General features: G+C 33.7%; 8 protein-coding genes. 1 reads left to right on the forward strand and 7 read right to left on the reverse strand.

The features are described 5' to 3' along the window. Positions 1-358: 358 nt before the first annotated feature. A complete protein-coding gene (gene gatA / locus P3F56_RS01480) occupies positions 359-1,807 on the reverse strand; it encodes an Asp-tRNA(Asn)/Glu-tRNA(Gln) amidotransferase subunit GatA (RefSeq protein ID WP_281152994.1) in 1,449 nt (482 codons plus the stop codon). Between the two features lie 1,350 nt (positions 1,808-3,157). Continuing rightward, positions 3,158-4,552, reverse strand: a complete 1,395-nt coding sequence (locus P3F56_RS01485) for a TldD/PmbA family protein (protein ID WP_281152995.1) — start codon at positions 4,550-4,552, stop codon at positions 3,158-3,160. A gap of 4,194 nt (positions 4,553-8,746) precedes the next feature. Here P3F56_RS01485 and ftsY point away from each other — a divergent pair. After that, on the forward strand, positions 8,747-10,249 hold the full coding sequence (ftsY, locus tag P3F56_RS01490; RefSeq protein ID WP_281152996.1) for a signal recognition particle-docking protein FtsY: 1,503 nt from the start codon (positions 8,747-8,749) through the stop codon (positions 10,247-10,249). A 1,281-nt stretch (positions 10,250-11,530) separates the two neighbouring features. Here the strand turns inward: ftsY and P3F56_RS01495 are convergent. The 5 genes from P3F56_RS01495 to P3F56_RS01515 form a co-directional block, all read right to left on the reverse strand. Further along, complete coding sequence (locus tag P3F56_RS01495) at positions 11,531-13,030, reverse strand: Ig-like domain-containing protein (protein ID WP_281152997.1); 1,500 nt, start codon at positions 13,028-13,030, stop codon at positions 11,531-11,533. Positions 13,031-13,083: 53 nt separating this feature from the next. Continuing rightward, positions 13,084-13,902, reverse strand: a complete 819-nt coding sequence (locus tag P3F56_RS01500; RefSeq protein WP_281152998.1) for a TIGR03943 family putative permease subunit — start codon at positions 13,900-13,902, stop codon at positions 13,084-13,086. A 41-nt stretch (positions 13,903-13,943) separates the two neighbouring features. Beyond that, the gene (locus P3F56_RS01505) at positions 13,944-14,984 is read right to left on the reverse strand and encodes a permease (RefSeq protein WP_281152999.1); all 1,041 of its coding nucleotides are present in this window, start codon (positions 14,982-14,984) and stop codon (positions 13,944-13,946) included. A 365-nt stretch (positions 14,985-15,349) separates the two neighbouring features. Continuing rightward, the gene (gene cbiE / locus P3F56_RS01510; RefSeq protein WP_281153000.1) at positions 15,350-16,609 is read right to left on the reverse strand and encodes a precorrin-6y C5,15-methyltransferase (decarboxylating) subunit CbiE; all 1,260 of its coding nucleotides are present in this window, start codon (positions 16,607-16,609) and stop codon (positions 15,350-15,352) included. A 29-nt stretch (positions 16,610-16,638) separates the two neighbouring features. Then, positions 16,639-17,259 carry a cobalt-precorrin-8X methylmutase gene (locus P3F56_RS01515; protein ID WP_281153001.1) on the reverse strand — a complete coding sequence of 207 codons (621 nt, stop codon included), beginning with the start codon at positions 17,257-17,259 and terminating at the stop codon, positions 16,639-16,641. Positions 17,260-17,261 lie beyond the last annotated feature (2 nt).

The raw sequence follows: 17,261 nt of genomic DNA on the forward strand, positions 1-17,261 counted from the left end.
GTATAAAATGCGATAACTGTTTAAATTAGTAGATATCCACAATCGATAGATGTGTTACTTTTCAATATTTATAATCAGTATATTTAACCCAAAATACTAATAATCTAATCCTAGTTTTCGAGAAGTATAATTCACCTAACAGTAGAGAACAAAAATTGATTGCTCTTCTCAAATTACCAACCTTAAATAAGTAGCAAGATAGGCGATATTTATTTTGACTGGTTCCAGTCCACTGACTATCTATCTTTAAAGATAATTAATAATTCTGTCTCAAAAGTCTCCTATAAATAATTAATTTATAATTAATAGTTCTTATTGAAGATGTATATTTTATCAGCTATAAAAGACTGATTATTTACTATTTTAACGTTGGTTTTTGATTATGCCAATCAGTGACTTGTTCATAAGCGTAACCAACTTGAAATAGTTTCCCCTCTTCTAAAACATTTCCAATTAACTGTAAGCCAATAGGTAAACCATTTTTATCGAAACCACAAGGAATACTCATTCCTGGAAGTCCGGCTAGATTAACAGGAATTGTCGTTAAGTCAGACAAATACATACTCAAGGGATCATCGATTTTTTCGCCTGCCTTAAATGCTGTGGTCGGAGACGTAGGACAAACTAAAACATCAACGGTTCCAAAAGCTTCATTAAAATCCTGTTTAATTAAAGTGCGAACTTTTTGCGCTTTTAAATAAAAAGCATCATAGTAACCGGCAGACAACGCATAGGTTCCAATCATAATGCGTCTTTTAACTTCAGGACCAAAGCCTTTAGCACGGGTTTTAGTGTACATTTCCAACAGGTTTTCTGCTTCTTCTCGAATACCGTATTTAACCGCATCGTAACGAGCTAAATTAGCTGATGCTTCTGAGGGCGCAATAATATAATAGGCAGGTAAACCATAGCGAAAATGAGGACAAGAAACCCTCTTAACTTTTGCTCCCAATGCTTTTAATTGATCAATAGCGCTATTAACAGTTTTAGCAACCACAAGATCTAACCCTTCTTCAAAGGTTTCTTCAATAATACCAACTGTTAACCCTTTTAAACTTTTTTTAAGAAAAGAAGTGTAATCGGGAATAGGAATATTGAGACTGGTAGAATCTTTAGTATCATGTCCTGCGATCGCTCCCAATAAAATCGCTGCATCTTCGACACTTGTTGACAACGGACCGATTTGATCCAAGGATGATCCATAGGCAATTAGCCCAAACCGTGAGACTAGTCCATAAGTCGGTTTCAATCCGACGACGCCGCACAAAGAGGCCGGTTGGCGGATAGAGCCTCCCGTATCCGAGCCTAGGGCAACGACGCACTCATCAGCTGCCACAGCTGCTGCAGACCCGCCAGAGGAACCACCTGGAATCCGTTCGAGATCCCAAGGGTTAGCAGTGACTTGATAACTAGAGTTTTCTGTAGAACTTCCCATGGCAAACTCATCTAAGTTCGTTTTTCCTACCATAATTGCCCCAATTTCCTGCAATTTACGAGTAACAGTAGATTCGTAGGGAGGAATAAAATTTTCTAATATTCTTGAGGCACAAGTGGTAGGAATACCTGCAGTACAAAGATTATCCTTTATACCGATAGGAATGCCTGCTAACAGTCCAATTTCTTCTTTGGCGGCAATTTTTTTATCTACTGCTTGGGCGGTTTCTAAAGCGCGATTGGCGGTGACACAGAGAAAACTCTTCACCTTGGGCTCTACCACCTTGATGCGTTCTAATACTTCTATAGTAATTTCGACAGCAGAACGTTCTTTAGTGATTAATTGTTTATGTAGTTCGCGGATAGATGTCATACAGTATAACCTAATATGCTTTGAATGGGATAACTTAACACTCCAACGGTTCAGATAATACTAGCACTTAATGCTATCATTTTTTAGGCAATAAGTCACTGATAATTGACAATTAAAAGGATAATTTAATTAATAATAAGTATAGATTAATAATTAAGTCTAGATTTTCTAGTCTAGCCGAGTTAATGTCATAACAAACAGTACAGTAATGTTAAATTAGATGACTTTGACTACTATCTGAGAACAAAAAAATTCTATGATAGATGCTACATTTTTTAGCGTGAACTCACCCATAATACTACCCACAATATTTTTTATTTTTAACTTTGTTATTTCATTGTTATTCTTGAAGAGAATACTATATTGTTTTATTTTTTTCTTGAAAAATTAATTGCGAAGTTTTTAGTATATGCTTTTTATATATTCTATAAGTCCGTCATTTTTTTGATAAAAGCAATATTAGTTTCTTTTATTAAAGTTAGCTAATTTGCGTTTTTTATCTGTGTAAAGATGTAATATTTTCACTACTTTTTATTTTTATATATTTAAAATTACCATGGTAAATGGTAACAGAATAAAAATTCTTATCGAACTTATAATCTAGATTTAACTAGTAAATACCAAGTCAATACAATTCAGAGTTAAAAGTAAAAAAAAATAACTAATAGTCCTGACATATAGTCAAATTTTTCTCAAAACTGTTCTAAATTTATCTTTTTTAAGATTGGTATATTTTTGAGAGAACTGGTGATGTTTTATACACCCAATTAATTTAACTTTTGTTTTTTTACTTAAATCTTTTTTATTTTCAAGTAAAACATACTGACTCCTGTTTGATCGCTACATGATTTTTGATTTTTGACTAGCTTCTTAAGCTATTTACCCTCTCATTTAAGTTGTTTTTACAATTATCTCATTGAGTATTAAGTTTTTTGAGTATTAAGTTTTTTCATCACATGAAGCCTATCTATTACTACCTTAGTTTATGAAATTTTATTGAGCAACAACGTTTATATAGAGTTTAGTTGATGCAAAAACTAAGAACAACAAATTAATTAGTTACTAATATTTTTTTAAAATGTTATCAATATTGATATTAATTTTGTTATCATTACTGCCTGCTTTTACTAAAAGTTATAATACTAACCTAGTTTAATGATTAACTAGTTTTAAAATTGGATGTTTGACAGTTACATTTGCGGTTTAATATATTATTAAATAACCAATAGTAACTACGATTTTATATTTAAATTATTCTTTTATCTCTGAGGGATATATTTATTTTCTTAAATTAGTTATTTAACCCAAATGCTAAATATTCTAATCATAGATTAATTAATCTTATATATATTAAACTGCTTCTCCCCCTACCATAACCTCTTTAATCCGTAGACTTGGTCCCCCACAACCAACGGCTAGACCACTTTGTCCTCCTTTACCACAGCCTCCTGATTCATCCCAATAAAAATCATCCCCGATCGCCTCAATATTACCTAGTGTTTTAAACACATTCCCTGATAAAGTCACATCTCTGACAGGCTCAGCTAGCTTTCCATTCCGAATCATCCAAGCTTCCCCTGCACTAAAAGTAAACATCTCCCCATTTGTCATTCCCCCTAACCAATTTTTGGCATAAATCCCCTCTTGAATATCCGTGAATAAATCTTCTACTGGAGTTTCTCCGCGTTCGATCCAAGTGTTTGTCATTCGTACTAAAGGAGGATAATGATAGTTCAAACAACGGGCATTTCCAGTAGGCCGTTCGTTTAATTTTCCGGCGGTTTCCCGTGAATGTAACCGTCCAACCAAAATCCCATTATGAATTAATTGAGTTTTGGTTGCAGGAACTCCTTCATCATCATAAAAATAACTCCCTCTGTGGCCTTGGGGAGCAGCCCCATCAAAAATTTGCAGAATCTCAGGGCCAAATCGTCTCCCCATACTCATCAACTCTAAAAGCTCGGGATTGTCGTATAACATATCCGCTTCAGAAAGGTGGCCAAATGCCTCATGAACAAACAAACCTGTAAGAACAGGGTCGACTACAACTGTATAGTTATTTCCTTTCACAGGAGGCAAAACCAGAGCATTCAGCGCGCGTTGGGCTGCTCCCTGTATCTGTTGCTCCAAACCTATCAAATCTTCATACCCCCGACGAGATCCTATGGTTTCCCGTCCTGTTTGTAAGGTTTCGCCACTTCTAGCCGTAGCTGAAAACCGCATTTCCAAATCTGCCCAAGACTGTTTAATCAATGTACCTTCAGAGGTAGCCAAAAAAATTTTTTGGCTACTATCCTTATAGCTGACTGAGGTAGTCGTAATTTGGTTACTCAAACTGCAGAGGATTGCGTTGTAATGGTCACACAGGGCTTTTTTTTGTGCTAAGGGAATCTGACGAGGATCAGTTCCGGTTAAAGGTAACTGACAGTCAGTCTGGACGGATTCAATGGGAGCTAATTGAGTTTTCTCATCCCCCACCAAACGTGCTGCTGCGACCGCCTCTTCCACTCGCTGGTTTAGAGTTGATAATTCATTAAAGGTGGCAAAACCCCATCCCCCTCTGTAACAGGCTCTGACTTGACCTCCACTGGCAATACCTTCACTCAGAGTGTCTATTTTATTTCCTCGCAATATAATATTTGTCTCTTCAGAGTATTCGACCCGGATTGCTAAAAAATCCACGTTATCGCGGTAACGGGAAATGATTTCTGTTAGTTGATTTTTGTAGGTGCTAATCTCATTCATATAGGCAGTCGTAGCTAGTTTTGATTTACGTTTCTTTTAGTTTAAAGGATAAATGGAGAGTGGAGGACGCGAGGAGAAATAACCTTTTTTTAGAAAAAGTAAAATTCGCGATTTTAAGATGATCATGAGTAAAATTAGTTGCTATTTTACGTTAATTATACTCTTTGTCGTGGAAATATCATGGTAAGTTGTTAATCAATTAATTACTGTCTTAGCCTTCAGTATCAAATTTTTACTACAAAACAGATACAGTTATTGAATACTATTGTCATAACCCTACTTTTTTTTATAAGTATCAATCTCTAACATAACCTTTTTTATGGTTAGTACTTGGAGATTATGACTAACCTTTGAATAACTTTATTCTTTCTGTATGCTGGATACTTTAGATATTCTTTATATAAAGAAATAGGATAGTTAATAGTATATAAGTACTTATTTTTTAAAAAATAAATTACTGTTACTTATTACGCTCAAATTTTATCTTGTGTTAGTAAATGATATATTTTAGCTATTTATACTTAATTAAGATTATTTAAGTAATTTTTATCAAAAAAATTGTTGTATATTTTCTATTGTCACAGAGTTATCCTTAAGAGGTTTAATAAATATCAATCCTCTTAAGGATAACTTAAATGAGTTAAAGTATCTACATACTACTGTCAATTTATTTTTGTGCTAAAGAGTAAATAGATAAGAAAGTAGATTTCATTGCAAATATTAGCTTAAATCTAAATTTGAAGCTAATTGTTTTATGTAGACAATTATTATTTTTTACTCAGGAGTAATAATTTCTGAATCAAATTGGAAAAATTACTTTTTTAAAACACTGATAATATTTTATATTACTACTATCTTATCAGCATAAGATAAATAATATTATTAAACTAATAGTTACGGAAACAAATTAGTTAGGATATTGCCATAGTCTTTAAGTTAGTCCTCCAAAATAAGCTTGCTGTAGCTTAATAATAGAAACAGTTAACGTAATAATAATTATTATGCTAACTTTAGCCTTTTATTTATTATCTTTGATAATTGATTATCTCCCATGTTAACGTAGCTTACGAAGGGGATAGAATCGACACTTATTAAGTTATTAGGATTTATGCATTGAAGCAAAACAGTCTAATATTGTAGAACACTTTCTAGAAGAAGATAACAATGCCATTCTACAAGAACTAAGTACTCATTTGTACAAAAAAATAAGTGTTAAAAGTAATATACCTCCTATGCATTATTTAGTCCAAAAACTTAAATTAACATGAAGAAAATCTTGAATCTCTTGAAAGCTTACAGAAATAGAGGTCTTTCTCGGATAAGGGAATATTTGACTAGACTTGGATCACTTAAATTTTTAGACCTAGTTGTAACTGACAAAATTGAAGTTTATCTAGCCATGGCTCGTTACTGTACTAGAGCAACTAAAGAAAAACGAGCTTACTGGAAAGTTCTAATAGTCGAGGAAAAATACTAGGTTAAGGGGTTGAGTTAAATTTAACTCTACTTTTCGTAGCAATACATCTACTAGATGATTACAAGTTTGCACTTCGTCATAGTCATGACGATCAATAATGGTTCCATCGTGAGCTTTAAAGGTATCAACTTGAGCTTTGATAATCTGAAAGGTTTTTTTATTACAGGAAATATAGGGTAAATAAAAGCGATATTATGAATAATAAAGCGGTTTTTTTCAGAAAACTTGAAAAGTTATAATTGTTAGTTTTTGGTGTTAAACATTAATATTAGTTATTAATTAAAATTCGGATAGCCCCTTTTAATAGCTGATAATTATCCAATGCAGATATTGTTTGGGTAAGCAATTTATATTTCTATATTTAGAGTTAAAGATTAGCAAAATTTACTAATCTTTAACTCTAAATATAGAAATATTAGTTTTATGTCTTATATATAAGACTTGTATATGTACTTGTTTTTTCTGATTTACTAATAACTAAGCCAACAGCTTTAAAAGCTTTTAAATAAAATTAATTCATTGGCAATAGATAAATAGAGATAGTATTTATTCTATCTGTAAACAGAATATCTGAAGAGTCATCATTGTTAAAATTTACACTCTTTAGTAATTTTATAGTTTCATTATTACGACATATTTTAAAGATACTATCTTTTCGTAATTTATCTTCAGGAAGAACATAAATTCAATAAAGCTATTTTTCTTTCTAAACTCGAAAAAAATATTTTTGTTATCGCTTAAAGCGTAAGCATCTGACTGTAAGTATCTGACCATAATACTAACTGCTACTAGATAAATAGTAACTACTTATTGTATTATTTTTTTTAATTTTAATTTTTTTTATTCGGAAACGATAATCATTAAATAATATTTATCTTAAAAAGGTAAATATAGAAGATCTTTGTTTTTTAAATTTTGATAAAACTATAAATATTATCTTTGGAAATTAATCAGTTCTTTTATTCAAAAAATAGTTTTTCATGTATTCCTATAATAAAGTCATGAATAGAAAATAAACATAATTAAATTTAAGTTTCATTAAAAAAAATAGTTAGATTTTCAAGCAATCTCTTAAACGGTGAATTCACTAAAATTAATGTAAATACTTTATCCACATATCTATATTTTTTCTGGCAAAGAATTCCTGATTTAAGTTTTTGGGCTTTCAACACAATTTTATCCCTACTCTGACGGTTATAAAAAGACCATCTTCCCCCTTGTTTCTCAAATCTATGTTATCTCGGATAGGTTTTTCTCGACTTTTAGCTTTCTTTCTTTAGCTAACTTTAAACCATTTAAGTGTTTTATAGAGAAAAAACAGTAAATTCTTTCAACCACTGCTGAGAGGTGAGTTACAACTATTCTTTTAAAATAAGAGCTATAATTCATCTGCCTTAGCTCTCAGTTCACTTGTGATCGTTAAGACCATCTATGCTTCTTATTTTTTATAATCCTAAGTTTTTGGCTGTAAAATTAGCATGACTTCAATTATTCAAAGTATTTCATTGCATCCACTTATTTTATAAGCTCATTCTAAAACTTATAAACTCGTTTACAATCTATGTAATCACTCATCTTTTGCTTATAAATATCATTAGAATGGGGAATTAATTTTAATGCCACTTCGAGGGATAGATTGAAAAGTAATTTTAGTTTTTGCATAGCAAGTTTCTATTTCAATAATTTATTGATGTTTTTTTCTGTAACTTACCTCAGACAGTTTCATTGATTTGAATTTCTAAAATTGTTTCAGGTTTCCACCATCCTGGATAATAATGAGAGTAAACTTTAATTTCAGCCTATTTTTTTACCCTTAATTAAGTCCTATTTCTTTTACTTTATAGATCACCTCCGTATCTAGAGCTAGGAAAATTATTTCTAGTAAGACTCAAATATCAACCCCAAAACGAGACATCATCTCACCTCTTTACCCAGGAACATGCATTTTTAACTCTTTGATATTTCTTATAGAATTAACTTCTGTTTTAAACTATCCCCCATTTGTGCCACCATGTTGCCAAGAGGGAAATTAATCACATTAAAATCAGCACAAAGCCTGTGCATAACTTCGAGTCCGCTCGCATGATACAGCCAAGAACTCTATTGTTGAGAATTTAACCCGAAAGGCATAGACTCCTCAAACCCTAAAACTAGATTGTTGCCTATGTGCCTATGTAATAATGACTTGCTGTAAATCTACATTCAACGGGATCTTTTTGTACCGCATCGGGAACCTATAACCCTGCTACAATTTCTATCCCTACATAGGCAATAGGCAGCAATCGTAAACTGTCTTTTATTATATCCAAAACTCGATTGCGAACTGTTCAAGCTCTCCAAAATTGTATGGAGAGACTTAGTCCAACTTGTAGCAACTTTCACTAAAAACGTAAGCTATTCCTTATTACTTCTCCTAAGCTAGATTGAACATTACAACAATTGAGAATCATAGTAGTGACAGTTTCTAATCCGACATTACTAAATAGAAAATCTGCGTTTCGTTATATATGGATAAAATATTAAGGTTTTTCTGACAGAATTATTCTTTAGTTATAGTTATCTACTGTGTCAAAGTTTATATTAAATTATAAGTCTCCTAACCAGATTAAACGAAAGGTTAGTATCGTCTAGCAACAGGGTTTTGTTGATTAACTTATCCTGAAATTTCTGTTAAAATGGTTTGAACATATAACTCAACTTTTGTTAAAAACACTCTTATGTTTAATTGGTTTTCCCGTCAAGTTGAAACGTCTGCTAAATCTCCAGAATCAAAACCTGTTGAAGAAAAAACTCCTTCTGATTCTTCACAAACCCAAAAACAAATCCCAGAACAAACATCCCAGTCCAGTCAAGAGGATTATTTGACTTGGGCTAAGTTAGCTTATAAAAACATTCAACAGCGCAAGGGAGAGTCTCAATCAGAAAAAACTCCAGAAACGCTTGAAACTGAAGCTGATTTACAACAAGAAAAAACAAAAAAAACTGAGAATTCAAAAACTCCTAAGACTCCAGCCTCAGAAGTCTTTGAGGAATTCGTTCCCATCAAGGTAACTACTACCATTGAAACTCCTAAACCCTCAGCACAAGAAGTTGGGGAAGAACCTGCTTCTATTGAAGAAAAAACTACGCCTGTTTGGATGCATAAATCTGATCGACTAGAAATCCTTAAGGAAACAGCGATAGAGACAGAAAAGGGAGAAGAATCAGGGTTAGCCTTTGATGAAGAATTTGTCTGGTCAGTCAAAGTTCTTGCGGCTCAAGGCCGTGCACCTAAAGATATTTCTGCCGAAGAGATCAGCTGGTTAAAACGACTGCGTCAAGGACTCGGTAAAACCCGTCGAGGGTTAGTTAATAAACTTAAAGCGGTTGTTGGTCAAGGCCCCCTCAACCAGGATGCGGTGACAGAAATTGAAGCTCTGTTGCTACAAGCGGACGTAGGGTTAGAAGCTACTGACCATATTATTACAAGTTTACAAAGTAGACTTCGCGAAGAGACATTACCCCCCGAACAGGCGATTGCCTATCTTAAAGAAATTCTACGCGATATTCTTGATGCTCCCTTAAAACAGATAAAGAATCCAGGGTTTGCTCCTCAAAAAGATACCCTCAATATTTGGTTAATGACAGGGGTTAATGGTGCTGGGAAAACAACCACCATTGGAAAACTCGCCCATTTATCTAAACAATCCGGTTATAGCTGTATAATTGCGGCAGCCGATACTTTTCGAGCAGCAGCCGTGGAACAGGTAAAAGTATGGGGACACAGGAGTAATACTCTAGTAATTGCCAACCCAGGCAAAAATACTGATCCGGCGGCAGTAGTGTTTGACAGCATTGCAGCTGCCCAATCTCGCAAGACAGAACTCTTGTTGGTGGATACGGCAGGACGGTTACAAAATAAAAAGAATCTGATGGAAGAATTGTCTAAAATTAGACGAATTATTGACAAAAAAGCTCCTAATGCCCAAGTTGAAGCTTTACTAGTTCTTGATGCTACTTTAGGACAGAATGGACTACGCCAAGCTGAAGTTTTTTCACAATCAGCTAACTTAACGGGAGTAGTTTTAACTAAGTTAGATGGAACCGCTAAAGGTGGAGTAGCTTTGGCTGTTTCTCAAAAACTTAATTTACCTATTCGTTTTATAAGTGCAGGAGAAGAAATTGAAGACTTACGGCCTTTTTCTAGTTACGAATTTGTTGAAGCTTTACTCAATGCTTAACATCTCCAAAGATTTTAGTCCTTAGATAAGCATTGTTAACATATTTTTGTTGATTGAACTTCAGTAATTACTTGCAAGTTAATTGCCTGTATAAAATATTCCAATAGGATAAATTTCTAAAAAATTACTCATGTTGTTAGAACATATAACTATATACAATTATACAATTGCAAGATTAATAGTGTTTCTAATTTTAATTTTTTTAAAAAAAGTCATAAACTATTAACAGTTAATAATAGATTAAACAATAAAACTACACACAGGATTGGCAATGTGGTTCTCTTTATTAAGAAAATTTTAATGATAACAGAATACTTTTTCTAGTAGCATTGCTTTCGATCTGATTTAAAAAGGTAAAATTAAGAATCAAGCTGATGTAATGTATCAATTTGATTCTGGATTATATTCAGATAGTTTTATTTCCTGGATATACAAAATATAAAAAAATAAAACCTTTATTAAAATTGCTAGTCCTGATACTTATATAGAAATTCCTGTTAATAAACAGGGTTTATTAACAGGAATTAAGACAATTTATATCTCTGTAATATTGACTATTTTTGTAATATAGTCAATATTGATAATTCTAGCGAACTGGTAATATAAAATTGAATAGTAAATTGTCAAGTCAATTAATTTTGTAGTTTAAAATAAACTTTATTTTAAACTACAAAAACTCTCCTTTTAATCAACTTCAATTTATTATTAGTACTTTTTCTCGTTCCCAAAGTTGTCCCTTAGTAAAGATAGACAATAAATTCTTTAATCCAACTTCTAGCCTAATTCTTTCACCTTTATATTGCTACAATAAATAAGTTTTTTGACACTGATTAGTTAAGTTTAATAGTCCTAATATTCAGTCTTAATTTTTATTAAAAATTTTAAAAAAGTTTAAAGGACAAAAAAACACACATTTAGAGGCCGAAATAGATATATGTTATTTCAATTTTTCTGAGTAGGATAGAACTATAAATAGTCATATATTTATACATTGATCAAACTATTTACAAAAGAAACTTTATGGCATTAAGTACCAAAAGTAAATACAAAATAATTAAGTTTAATTTATTCTGACAATCGACCTTTCCAAGGAGTAGTAGAAAATATTAATTACAAAATTAAATTGATTATACAGATAAGCTTATGGCTGAACTAACTTTGATACTCTTAGAAGAGTTTTATTAAGCTAGTATTTCTCCATATGAACTTATTGCATCTAATTTAGGAGAGCTTTATTGACTAGTATCTTCTGAGTCAAAGTGAAAAGTTAGAGTTAAAAAATCAAGGCAACCATTGAGGATGAAATCCGATTAGAGGTAATTCTTTCAGTTCCACTTGAGTATTCGAAGTATTCTGTATTGGTGGAATCAGTAGCCATAATTGTCCACCGATAATTGCTTCTCCTGAATTACTAGTTAATTTATTATTAAAAAGGGGATTGTCACTAGTTATAACCTGATCAAATACAAGAGCTAAACCGTCGGGAGATAAACTAATTTTTATGTCCTGATTACCGGATAAAGTTGCCAAAGGTACCATCGCTCCTTTTTTAAGATCAAACTTAGCAAAATAAGGTTGTTCTTTATATTCGTTAGTATTTACCAATTCGGTTAGTAAACAATAAAGAATAGTTCCCTTTAAATTAAACTGACAATCAATAATAGATCCTTGAGTTGTTAGGAGTTCTTTTTGTACCCCTTGATTATTCACATAAAAAAGTGATCTCATGTAACGCAAATTAGCATCATCTGTATTAAAATCTACCATAGCTGCCGCTGAACCATTAGGAGCAAAATTGAGTAATTGACCGAATTTTGGTAAAAAATCCAAGGGTTCAGCTCGAGGTTCTAAGGGTAAAATTCCAATTCCTTCTCCTCTAGCTACTGCTAACGTTTGACTATCAGGAGTAATGGAAAACTCCCCCCCCGTTACTTTTAACCGTTCCGGTTTGTCCCCAGATTTCAGCATCCATAGGTCGAAATCTGCCGGATTGTGGCGGTTAATTCGTTGTATTACAATGATTTTGCCATTATCTGACAAATCAAATTGGTTATTTTGATAGTCTTCATTATCAAGTATCAGTTCTATTTTCCCTGGTTGGTTAGCCTTGGGGTTGTCCACCCCATTATCAACTCCTGTTGTCACCTTATACAGTTGCAATTCTCGTAATCCCTCAATTCCTCGCCCTTGAGGTGCAGCAGAAAAGAGGATGTGGTTACCTTGTGGATAAAATTCAAAGTCAATGACAACTAGCTCTCCAGGAGTCAGAATTCGCTTATTCTGTCGAGTTAAATTATAAAAAATTAGTCTTCCTTCTTCTTCCCCTTGAGTTCCAATGTAAGCTAAAGCGCGATCGCGACTTTCAAACTCTCCCAGAAATGGTTCCATTACTTCCCCCGGTTGTCCTTGTTGTCTAAACCGTTCCCTGGCTCCAGAAAGATGGATTTGATAGGTTTGTCCGTAAGGAACTGGATTTTTTAAGGTGTAAGCCAGTCGTCGTCCAGCCCAACTAAATTTACCAGGAACAGGAGGATCAATCACTAAATTCTTTTCGACACTAACGGTATCCATCGGACGATCAAAGGTTAAAATAAATGCTCGATCTTTTGCCCCAATCTGCTTATCTTGCCATGTCAAACTTTTTACTCGAGGTCCTTTTCTTAAAAAACATTGACTTCCACAGTTTTTTTCTCCTATGACAGAACCTCCAATTACAAACATTAAAGCTGCCATTATAAATAAAGAAATTTTGTCAATAGGTCGCAATGCTAGCTTCTTCATAAGAACATGGTCAAACAACAATTAACTTCTTCTCAAAAAAATTGTAATTCAGTTTAATATTCATAAGGAGAATCAGGAGTTGGAATGGTCTTAATAGACGTAGCTTCTAACACCAATTGACGTTTTTCTGTAGGGGTCTCTTTCATGGTTTGCGTATCAACTTTGAGAGTTTCTGTCATCATTAGTGCTTCTACTTCTAACCAAGTATCAGGAGGATAAGCACTACGATCACCCTCTAATTTTAAAGGCAACCCTACCGGATAAGCATCTACTGCACAACAAGTAATAATAAAACGACTTAGAAAAATATAATTGTTAGGTAGAATGGGGGAGTGAACTACAAATCCTGTGACTTTGGCCTTTTGTCCTTCATAGGCATCAGGTTCAGGATAAGCATTCAAGGTACGAATCCATTCTATGAGAGATCTTTCCTCTGGTTTCAAAGTAGCTCTAAAGGTTTGGGTTGGGGTTTGGGTAATGGGTAAAGACTCAGAAATTCCCCTTTGTAGTGCCATTTGACTGTTGAAAATGGTTGGAGGAATCACCAGTCCAGCGATCGCTGTAACAATTAACAAACCACTGCTCCACCCAGGGGGAAATAAAGTAATATGTTGAACGGACTCAAAATCTACTAAATTAGTGGTTTTTATGCGTGTATTTTTGATTAATTGCGAGGTTTTGAGCCCAGTTAGCACCAAGAGAATAATGCTGGTGACAAAAACCAGCCAAAAGTAATTAGGGTGAATCAATAACTTTAACTGACCAGTTACCCAATATTTAAACAATAAAATTGCCCAAGACAGTAAGGCTAAAACATCTAACCCTGGTAGAAGACATTTTAGGAAAGATTGTAATTTTGAAAGAAAAGTCATTATTATAATTTAGTATTACCTGATTAGGCACTGCTTTTATTTTAGAAGAAATAACTATGATATAAGGCTAGGATAAAGGTTAATTGAGCAATTAAGACAAATAAATAAATCAACATTCTGGGTTTAAAGATTGAAAGCATCAAGCCAATTGCTTTAATATCAATCATGGGGCCAAAGACCAAAAACGCTAGCAAAGAACTTGTCGTAAAGGTGGACGCAAAGGAAAGGGCAAAAAAGGAATCTACTGTTGAACAAATAGACACAATTGCCGCTAAGAGCATCATAGCTATGATAGAACTAATGGTTCCTCGACCTAAGTTAAGAATAATTTCACGGGGAACAAAGACCTGTAAACAAGCAGCAATCGCACTCCCTAAAATCAACATTCCTCCCAATTCTCTTAATTCTTGTATGACATTATCCAAAACTAATTTAAGTCGTTGGTTTGAGTTTGGAGTCAGGTTTGTGGATAAGGGAATAGCAGAAGCAGCCATTCCCTCGATTGATAGAGGTCTTCCTGGTTTATCAAGTAAAAAAGTTCCTGACTGCAGTAGTGTTGGGCCATCTTGACGAAAACCTTCTTGAGTTAACAAATTTCTTTTACTTGTCTGATGGCGTAATCGAGTAACTCGTTGGGCTAAAAATGGTTGCAACAGAGGACGGGAATCTTTTTCGACGCTGAAAACACAGCCCATGATCACAGCAATGGTTAAGGAAAATACAATCCGAAAAACGACAATTTCTGGTTGTGCCCGAAAAGCTACCCAGGTTGACCAAACAACAACAGGGTTAATGGTCGGGGCAGCTAATAAAAAACTAATAGCTGCCGAGGTAGGTATTCCCTGCATCAACAGTCGTCGCGCTACTGGAACGTTTCCACATTCACACACAGGAAATAAAAAACCAATACAACTGCCGGCTAATGCTCCTAAAAAAGGGTTTTTAGGCAATGTTTCGATTAATTTTTCCTTATCAATCAATAGCAGTAGACTACTTGATAATAATACCCCTAATAAAAGAAAGGGAAAAGCTTCTATCAGCAGGCTAAGAAATAATGTGAAGGCGTTATACAGTTGACCCATTATCAGTGATTTGAGGATTTTTTTAGGCTTAACTTATCCTAAACCTTAACGGATATCAGTACCTCTACAAAAATTAAAGTTACTACAATTTTAAAATTATCTCCCTTCGGCAGAGGAAACTTCAGATCAGGCAACGGATAATAGTAAAAATTTGACTTATGATTAGAATCTATTGGAACTATTTCCTTTCCTTTCCCAACCGATGGGTTTAAGATCTCTGTCTCTTGGGAACAAGCATTTACAGTGGGTTAACCCCCCCGGTGCAAGCCTTTCAGCACTCTCTGTTGTCTGTTCCCTTGATTAATTGATTATGGAAACCTGTACCGCACAAATTCACAGTTTAATGTTGGTAAAATATTAATCCCCTACATTCTTTCCCTCATCGAGGCCGCCCGTAATAGCATAATAGGATTTAAGGGAGAAAAGCGGGTTAAATTACCGGCGGAGACAGAACGGGAAACTTGTAGGTTTAATAGCTGATAATCCCAGGATCTTTTCTTAAACCAGTCTATAGCAATGGCTAAGTTTTCCAATGTTGCTAATACCATGACTAAGATTCCACCCTCAGCCAACTTATCTTTACAGACTTCTAAAATTGGAATAATGTCTCCCCCACTTCCTCCCATAAAAATGCGATGCGGTCGGGGTAAATTAGCTAAAATATCTGGGGCTTTTCCATGAATGGGAACAACATTAAAAGCTTTAAGACGCTGGCGATTTTTTTGAATCAATGCAATTCCGACTGCTGTTTTTTCTAGAGCATAGATCTTAGAATTAGGACATAATCTAGCAATTTCAACGGATACAGACCCTGTTCCTGCACCAACATCCCAAACAATTTGTTTATTCTGTAAGGATAATTCTCCCAGAATGCTAATGCGAATTTCTCGTTTTGTAATCAATCCTGGTCTATCTTTAAAAGTAGAAAATACATGATCCGGCAAGCCGAATAAAGGTAATTCATTAAAATCAATTTCTAAAAAGTTATTTAAAGGCTTTCGTAAAACAACAACAATATTAAGAGATGCAAATACATCAGGATTTTTTTCTGCCAATTCCTTAGCAGAGAAAGACTGTATCTTTTCAGTATAATCTCCTAAATTTTCACAAACCCAAAATTCATAATGATAAGGTAAATTAAAACTAAGATAAAGACGAGCAATTACTGATGGATTATTGTTGTAATCTGTCAAAATAGCAATCTTGTCGACTCCTTGTTTAAATAGGGGAATTAAGTTATCTATCTCTCGACCGTGACCACTAATAATTTTAGTGTCTTGCCAGGGAATTTTTAGGCGATTAAATACCAATTGTATACTACTTATATGGGGATAAAACTTTAAATCTTTTACGGGAAAATACTCTACTAATAATCGTCCAAAACCAAAAAAAAATGGATCTCCACTAACTAAGATAACAATATAATTGTGATTGTCTTTTTCCTTATTAATCTTTTCGATAGCTTCAAGTAAGTCCTTTATAACTATAATTTCAGCAGTATGGTTAGGAAAGTAGCTTAAGTGCCGTTTACTTCCAACTAGTAATGTAGCTTTATTTACAATTTCTTGGACTGGTTTAGTTAGTCCTATTGCTCCATCTAAACCAATTCCTATTACTTTAATCATAATCAAATCAAAAAGTATGGGTCATCTATTTATTGACTATTTTGTTGATATGCCAATATCAATAAAGTATTGAGAATAGCAGAAGCAACTGTTGATCCTCCTTTACGACCTTCAACTCTAATCTGAGGAATGCTAGTTTTAGCTAATATTTCTTTTGAGTGAATTACAGAAACAAAACCTACAGGGCAACCAATAATCAAGGTTGGTTTAACTTTAGAAGTGATCAACTCTTTACACAAAGCGATTAAAGCAGTGGGGGCATTTCCAATTACATAAATAGCTTGAGGATATTGGTTAAAACAATTTAATAATCCAGTTTCGGTACGAGTTTTTCCAGGTAGGGCATCGTTGACTTGTTCTATAGCAGCAATAATAGGATTTTGAAACGTTTTATTAACTAAAGTAGAGATTCCTTGTTTAACCATTGTAACATCAGTTACAATCACCCTTTTTTCGGGCAAGGATTTCATGGCTTGAGTAATTGCATCAGGACTAAATTTAAGTAAATCAATAAAATCAAAATCTGCCGTAGAATGGATAACACGACGAGCGATTGCGTATTCAAATTCATTAAGGCTATGATCTCCAATTTCACGATCAATAATCGCAAAACTTTCTTCAACAATTGGATGATTAAATTGTTGACTCATTT

Source organism: cyanobacterium endosymbiont of Epithemia clementina EcSB, assembly GCF_029919255.1.
Classification (GTDB): domain Bacteria; phylum Cyanobacteriota; class Cyanobacteriia; order Cyanobacteriales; family Microcystaceae; genus Rippkaea.

Bases quoted from the DNA above. Each gene is read 5' to 3' on its own strand.
- gatA (WP_281152994.1), bottom strand. From the start codon at position 1,807: ATGACATCTATCCGCGAACTACATAAACAATTAATCACTAAAGAACGT.
- P3F56_RS01485 (WP_281152995.1), bottom strand. From the start codon at position 4,552: ATGAATGAGATTAGCACCTACAAAAATCAACTAACAGAAATCATTTCC.
- ftsY (WP_281152996.1), top strand. From the start codon at position 8,747: ATGTTTAATTGGTTTTCCCGTCAAGTTGAAACGTCTGCTAAATCTCCA.
- P3F56_RS01495 (WP_281152997.1), bottom strand. From the start codon at position 13,030: ATGAAGAAGCTAGCATTGCGACCTATTGACAAAATTTCTTTATTTATA.
- P3F56_RS01500 (WP_281152998.1), bottom strand. From the start codon at position 13,902: ATGACTTTTCTTTCAAAATTACAATCTTTCCTAAAATGTCTTCTACCA.
- P3F56_RS01505 (WP_281152999.1), bottom strand. From the start codon at position 14,984: ATGGGTCAACTGTATAACGCCTTCACATTATTTCTTAGCCTGCTGATA.
- cbiE (WP_281153000.1), bottom strand. From the start codon at position 16,609: ATGATTAAAGTAATAGGAATTGGTTTAGATGGAGCAATAGGACTAACT.
- P3F56_RS01515 (WP_281153001.1), bottom strand. From the start codon at position 17,259: ATGAGTCAACAATTTAATCATCCAATTGTTGAAGAAAGTTTTGCGATT.